This is a genomic window from Helicobacter japonicus (assembly GCF_000762845.2).
Classification (GTDB): Bacteria; Campylobacterota; Campylobacteria; order Campylobacterales; family Helicobacteraceae; genus Helicobacter_C; species Helicobacter_C japonicus.
Window position 1 is genome coordinate 1 of sequence record NZ_JRMQ02000022.1, and the last position, 6094, is coordinate 6094.

Annotated in this window: 5 protein-coding genes and 1 pseudogene; all 6 read right to left on the reverse strand. The window is 34.4% G+C overall.

Going from position 1 to position 6094, the window contains the following annotated elements; translation table 11 throughout:
• Positions 1 to 204: 204 nt before the first annotated feature.
• A complete protein-coding gene (locus LS65_RS09385) occupies positions 205 to 1257 on the reverse strand; it encodes a GDP-L-fucose synthase family protein (RefSeq protein WP_034363183.1) in 1053 nt (350 codons plus the stop codon).
• Between the two features lie 27 nt (positions 1258 to 1284).
• Entirely contained in the window at positions 1285 to 2394 is a 1110-nt protein-coding gene (gmd, locus tag LS65_RS09390) for a GDP-mannose 4,6-dehydratase (protein WP_034363181.1), read from the reverse strand.
• Positions 2395 to 2465: 71 nt separating this feature from the next.
• On the reverse strand, positions 2466 to 4451 hold the full coding sequence (locus LS65_RS09395; RefSeq protein ID WP_034363179.1) for an FUSC family protein: 1986 nt from the start codon (positions 4449 to 4451) through the stop codon (positions 2466 to 2468).
• Between the two features lie 24 nt (positions 4452 to 4475).
• A complete protein-coding gene (locus LS65_RS10075) occupies positions 4476 to 4652 on the reverse strand; it encodes a hypothetical protein (RefSeq protein ID WP_201274357.1) in 177 nt (58 codons plus the stop codon).
• A 97-nt stretch (positions 4653 to 4749) separates the two neighbouring features.
• The gene (locus LS65_RS09400) at positions 4750 to 5838 is read right to left on the reverse strand and encodes a hypothetical protein (protein ID WP_034363178.1); all 1089 of its coding nucleotides are present in this window, start codon (positions 5836 to 5838) and stop codon (positions 4750 to 4752) included.
• A 16-nt stretch (positions 5839 to 5854) separates the two neighbouring features.
• A pseudogene (locus LS65_RS10080) lies at positions 5855 to 6094 on the reverse strand (MBOAT family O-acyltransferase); the annotation flags it as partial.

Genomic DNA, 6094 nt, shown 5'->3' on the forward strand with positions numbered 1-6094 from the left:
CTATACAATAAACAAAAAGAAATATGAAAAAGAAAAAAGCACCTTTACGGGAGTGTGGGGCAAATGCATTAGAGAGAAGTTGCTTTATCCCCCCCCCCCCGTTAGTTTATAAGCATTATGGGAATTATGTGTTATATCTTTCATAGTATGTCCTTTCAAATGAGATTCTATACGATTTGGCATAAGTGCCAAAATTAAGGCAAATCAAAAATAGCTGTTAAAGACATTTTGATATGTTTTTAAAATCCCTTCTTTAAGGGAATATTTATGTTTCCAGCCTAAAGAGTGGATTTTGCTTACATCACTTAATTTACGCATCGTGCCATCGGGTTTGCTTGTGTTAAAGTAGATTTCCCCTTTAAAGCCCACAATATCCTTGATTAAATATGCTAAATCTTTAATGGAAATATCCTCTCCTGTGCCAATATTAATTTGTGTATTGCGGATTTGTATAGAATCTTTTGCATATACATCTTTAAAATTAAGATTATTCATAATAAACACACACGCATTTGCCAAATCCTCTACATATAAAAATTCTCTTCTAGGATTGCCACTTCCCCATATTTCTACACTTTTAGCACTAATGCCAAACTTTTGGAGATATTCTAATGTCATTTTTTCATCACTTAGTCCGAGATTTTGCATTATTTCGTGGAGATTGTTTTCATACAAAAGTTTTGCTAAGTGGAATTTACGCAAAAGAGCTGGAAAAACGTGAGAGTTTTCCAAATCAAAATTATCATTTTCTCCATAAAGATTCGTTGGCATTACGCAAATAAAATTTGTTCCATATTGGAGATTATATGATTCACACATTTTAAGCCCTGCAATTTTAGCAATCGCATAAGGCTCATTGGTATATTCTAACTCACTTGTGAGTAAAGAATCTTCAGAAATTGGTTGAGGAGCATTTTTGGGGTAAATACAAGTTGAGCCAAGAAAAAGCATTTTTTTCACATTATTTACATACGCATTGTGGATAATATTATTTTGAATGGCAAGATTCTCATACATAAAATCTGCTCTATAAGTATTATTCGCCAAAATCCCACCTACTTTTGCCGCGCACAAAAATACATATTCAGGCTGCTCTTTAGCAAAAAATTCACTTACACGCTCATAATGTATCAAATCTAATTCTTTGTGCGTTTTTGTAATGATATTTGTATAGCCTTGATTTTGGAGTTCTTTGTAAATCGCACTTCCTACAAGTCCTTTATGTCCAGCGATATAGATTTTAGAATCTTTTTGCATTTGCTTTCCTTATGATTAAAAGTTTTGTTATTCAAAATAACTTAAAATTTTATAACCACCATCTTTTAGGTATTTGTCTTTTTGCATAAGCTTCAAATCACTTTGCACCATATCTTTGACAAGTGCAGACAAGTCATATTCTGGAATCCACCCGAGTTTTTCTCTTGCCTTGCTCGCATCGCCTATGAGTAAATCCACTTCAGTAGGGCGGAAATATCGTTCATCAACACTCACCACTTCTTTGCCAATTTCTAGCTGAAAATCTCCATTGCATTTTTTGATATAGCCTTTTTCATTGATACCCTCACCTCTAAATTCTACTTCAATGCCTAGCTCATTAAATGCCATTTTGACAAAATCACGCACCTCTGTGGTTATGCCTGTGGCAATCACCCAATCTTCAGCTTCTTTAGCTTGTAGAATAAGCCACATCATACGCACATAGTCTTTGGCGTGCCCCCAATCGCGTTTAGCAGAGAGATTGCCTAAATAGAGCTTATCCTGTAAGCCAAGTGCAATTTTTGCCACTGCACGAGTAATTTTGCGCGTTACAAAAGTTTCGCCTCGAATTGGGCTTTCGTGATTAAACAAAATACCATTACTTGCAAACATATTATAGGCTTCACGATAATTTACCGTTATCCAATACGCATAAAGTTTCGCACACGCATAAGGTGAGCGTGGATAAAATGGTGTTTTTTCATTTTGTGGAATCTCCTGCACCAAGCCATATAACTCACTTGTGGAGGCTTGATAAATTCTACTTTTTTGGGTTAATCCAAGCAAACGCACAGCTTCTAAGATTCTAAGTGTGCCTATTCCATCGGCATTTGCAGTATATTCTGGTGTTTCAAAGCTCACAGCAACGTGGCTCATTGCTGCAAGGTTATAAATTTCATCAGGTTGTGTATCCGCAATAATGCGTGTGAGATTCATAGAATCTGTCAAATCACCGAAATGTAAGAAAAAATTGCGATTATCAATGTGCGGGTCTTGATAGAGATGGTCGATTCTGTCAGTGTTAAAAAGAGAACTTCTGCGCTTTACCCCATGCACTTCATAGCCTTTTTTAAGGAGAAATTCTGCTAGATATGCACCATCTTGCCCTGTGATACCTGTAATCAGTGCTTTTTTCATCTAAATCCTTTGTGATTAAATTTCAGTATTGTAAAATAAAATTGCTTAAAGCCTCTAAGCATTCTAATATATTATTTGCCAAGTGTGGTATGCAAAAAAGTGTAAATTTTATTTTGTAGTTCAAAAATTTCACGCACAATAGGATAAATTTGATTATCTTTGAGCAAGAATCGCTCATCTTCATCGGTTTTAAAATAATAAGGTTTAGAATCTAGCATTGCACAAAGCATATAAAATCGCACACGCAAGGCTTTCAAGTCATTTTTTAAAAGCATATCGTTTGTATTTTGTAGGGTGATTTTTTCGCATAGAGTAAAAAGTGATTCTTTTAAATGTGTGAAGTTATCAGCAAGATTCACAAAGCCTTGCAAAATCTGCTCTCCATAAAGTTTTTTCTCTTCGCGACTTTCTTTGATAAAAGAAGAAAGTTCATCAAGAGAGCGCATAAGCTGATTTTGACGCGTGAGTGTGTAACCATTAGAGTCTTCTAGGCTCACTACTAGTATGCCAAAGGATTCTAGACATAGTTTTGTTTGCGGGATAAGTTCATCGGCACTATAATGTGGATAGATAATTTTAGAAATGCAAAATGCAAGCAAAAATCCAAGTAAAATATCTCCAAAGCGATAAGTAATGAGTTCAATAAAATTACTATCTAAAAGTGCAAACATCAGCACAAGCTCAAACATCAGCACCAAAGACCACAGCACAAAAGGATAGGTTTTAAAATACACTACCAAAAAAAGATTGAAGATAAAAATATACAAAAGCAAAGGCGTATCCCATAAGCTTAGCACGAGAGTAACGCCAAGTATCAGTCCTAAAAGACTTCCAAGAATAGAATCTTTCCCCATTGTCTTGATTGTGCCAATGTTTTGGTGCATCATAGAAACTACACCTAGAGCTATCCACGCGCCGTGATTGATTTGAAAAAATTGTGCGCAAAACATCGCACAGCCAATCGCCACAGCATATCTCACACCATAAAAAAATGGTGTAGGATTATGTTTAAGTGAAGCATACATATCTGCAAGGTTTTTTGTGTTTGTATTTTCTACAAAGGCTTGAGATTGCAAAGATGAGAGACGCGTAAAAGATTCTACTTTTGAGTAGAAAATTTTAAGTGCACTAATCCATTGCGAATCCGCATTATTTTTAAGTGCAGATTCTAAGCAATGCTTTGTGATATTTGGCTTTTTTCCATAAAAAATATGTGAAAGTTCGTTGAGGTTATACGCCATTTCTTTTTGTGCTTCTTGCAATGCTTTTGAATGATTATGTAAAAAATAATAATTCATTAAATCAAGCACATAGCATACGCTTTCAAGTTTATACAGATAAAAGAGGGCACGTTTGTGGTTTTTGATAAGGTGAGCATCTTTAATTTTAGCAGAAGCGGAAGTGAGTTTTGATTTGAGCAAAGAGATATGATTGAGAGCTTGAGATTTGAGTGTCTCATAATTTTTTGTGCCAAGATTCTCGCACATCATAGAGATTTCAAAGAGTTGAGCGACAAATTGTGTCTGTATGAATCTACCATATTGTCCAAATGATATAAAAAGTCTTACACCAATACTCACACTCCCACCGAGCAGAGCCGCACCCATACAATGCCATAGTGGCACATCAGGGTGTGAGCTGACATAAATATTTGCTACAAGTGCATTGACAAGTGCGAGTGTAAGGACTTTTGGTAAGTCGTTATCATACACTTCGCCAATGCCAATACCAAAGGCAAGAAGCATAGAGGGAATGATAAGCCAAAGGCTTTCTTCCCACACACCAAAAATGGGAATAAGTGCGCATACAAAGAGAACAAATAACACAAGATATTGCCAATCCATATCTTTATTGCTTGTGAATCCATTGAGGAAAAAGACATACATTGCCATCATTACTGCCCAAATCATCACAGGAGTGCCAAAGATGATAAAGCAAAGTCCTCCACTTATACAAATGGCAATCATTGCCTTAAAGGCATAAAACAATCCAAAAAATCCTGCATCATAAACATAAATAAAATGTTTGAAGATGAGATTATAAGCAGAGGCAAACATAGTGTTAGGGTATGTTATGAATGATTATTTTTTGTAATAATCTCCGCTTGCGCCAATACATTGCTGGGTGCATTGATTATTATTGCAAATTGTGCGGCATTCTACACTTTGAAAATTGCCAACAGGCTGTTTTTTGCTACTACAAGCATTCAGACTAAAAATACAGAGAGTAACGCACAAAAGAGTGTAGAGTAATTTCATTATGTCTCCTTTAGGATTTAAGTAAATGTGAAATTGTAATGTCCTATGGTTACAAAATTGCAAATTATGCGCATTTGTATGTTATGTTTAGGATATTTTAATGTATCGGTAATTGGAGTAATTGTTTGATAAATATACTTGTGCGGAGATTTGCCCCTTTAGCATTCAGATGGTAGTTTGTGTCAAAAAAATATTGTGAGTTAAAATGAGAATCTCTAAAATCTCCATAAATATTGATATTATGAGTGGCAAGTTGAGATGCAAGATTTTCAATTTTTTGAAAAGTTTGATTATCTGTGAGGCTAAATAAAGGATTTTCCATAGTTGCGGGATAAAACAAAAATATTTTTATATTTTTAGAATCTGCAAATTCTTTTAGTCGTTTATATTCACTAAGAAAAAAAGAGGATATTTCTAATTGTGCATCAAGATAGGCAGATTCTTTATAAAAGGGTTCAGTATTTTCTTGTGAGCAGAAATCACCATTAGGGCTTGAAGATTTGTAATCATAACCTTGCCAATTTGCTTGACAAGGAAGAGTAGTGATTTCATTAGATGGCTTTTGTGATATTGTAATTTCTTGATTTACAATTTTTTCCATATCCTTATCTTTATTTTCTGGAATATTTGGTTGATAAGCTGTGTATCTTATGAATTGTATGAGTTGCGATAATGTTTGTATAGGATTATTGTGAAGGAGTGCCAATACCTTATGTGTCGTGTTGATATATTTATAATACCCATCTCCCCAACTTAGCATATTGCTGATATACCAATAATCTTCTGTCGGGGCACTCCTTGAATAATAGTTAAATTCCAATGGAAGTATGATGATGTCTCCATTTTGTGCTTTTGCTATAATCTTATCAATATGATAATTTATAGGCAAACCAGCGTGGGTAGCATAGTTAATAAATCTAAAATGAGTATAAGTTTCAATCATTGTTCCATTAAAACCAAAAAGTGAATTAGAACCACCTACGACAATAAGCCTTTGTTTTGTGGTTGCTTTATCATTAATCATATCTTTTAATTTATACATATTTTCAAGCCAAATTTCAGTATGCGTAAGCACAGGAATTTTAAGAAAAAACATTAAAATGGCGATGAATGTAAAATAGCCTACTGCAAAGAGGAGTGCAGAAGATATAAAAATAACAACTTGTTTTAATCCTAATGTTTGCATTCAACTTCCTTTGTTTTTAAAAGTTAAAATATAAAAATGGTGCGTTGTAGTCTTGGGTAAGAAGTGTGAATATGCAGCATACAAACATTATGCCTAAGAGTGCAAATGTTTTGTTATCTATTGTTTTTTGCAATTTTGTGGTAGCATTCCCTATCCCCAAACACACCACAAACCCTAAGATAATATAAATAATCGTATCATTTCTTCCACCTATATGTTCTAAGAGTGCAGGCATACGATGAACCTTTAAGGGTAA

Bases quoted from the DNA above. Each gene is read 5' to 3' on its own strand.
- LS65_RS09385 (WP_034363183.1), bottom strand. From the start codon at position 1,257: ATGCAAAAAGATTCTAAAATCTATATCGCTGGACATAAAGGACTTGTA.
- gmd (WP_034363181.1), bottom strand. From the start codon at position 2,394: ATGAAAAAAGCACTGATTACAGGTATCACAGGGCAAGATGGTGCATAT.
- LS65_RS09395 (WP_034363179.1), bottom strand. From the start codon at position 4,451: ATGTTTGCCTCTGCTTATAATCTCATCTTCAAACATTTTATTTATGTT.
- LS65_RS10075 (WP_201274357.1), bottom strand. From the start codon at position 4,652: ATGAAATTACTCTACACTCTTTTGTGCGTTACTCTCTGTATTTTTAGT.
- LS65_RS09400 (WP_034363178.1), bottom strand. From the start codon at position 5,838: ATGCAAACATTAGGATTAAAACAAGTTGTTATTTTTATATCTTCTGCA.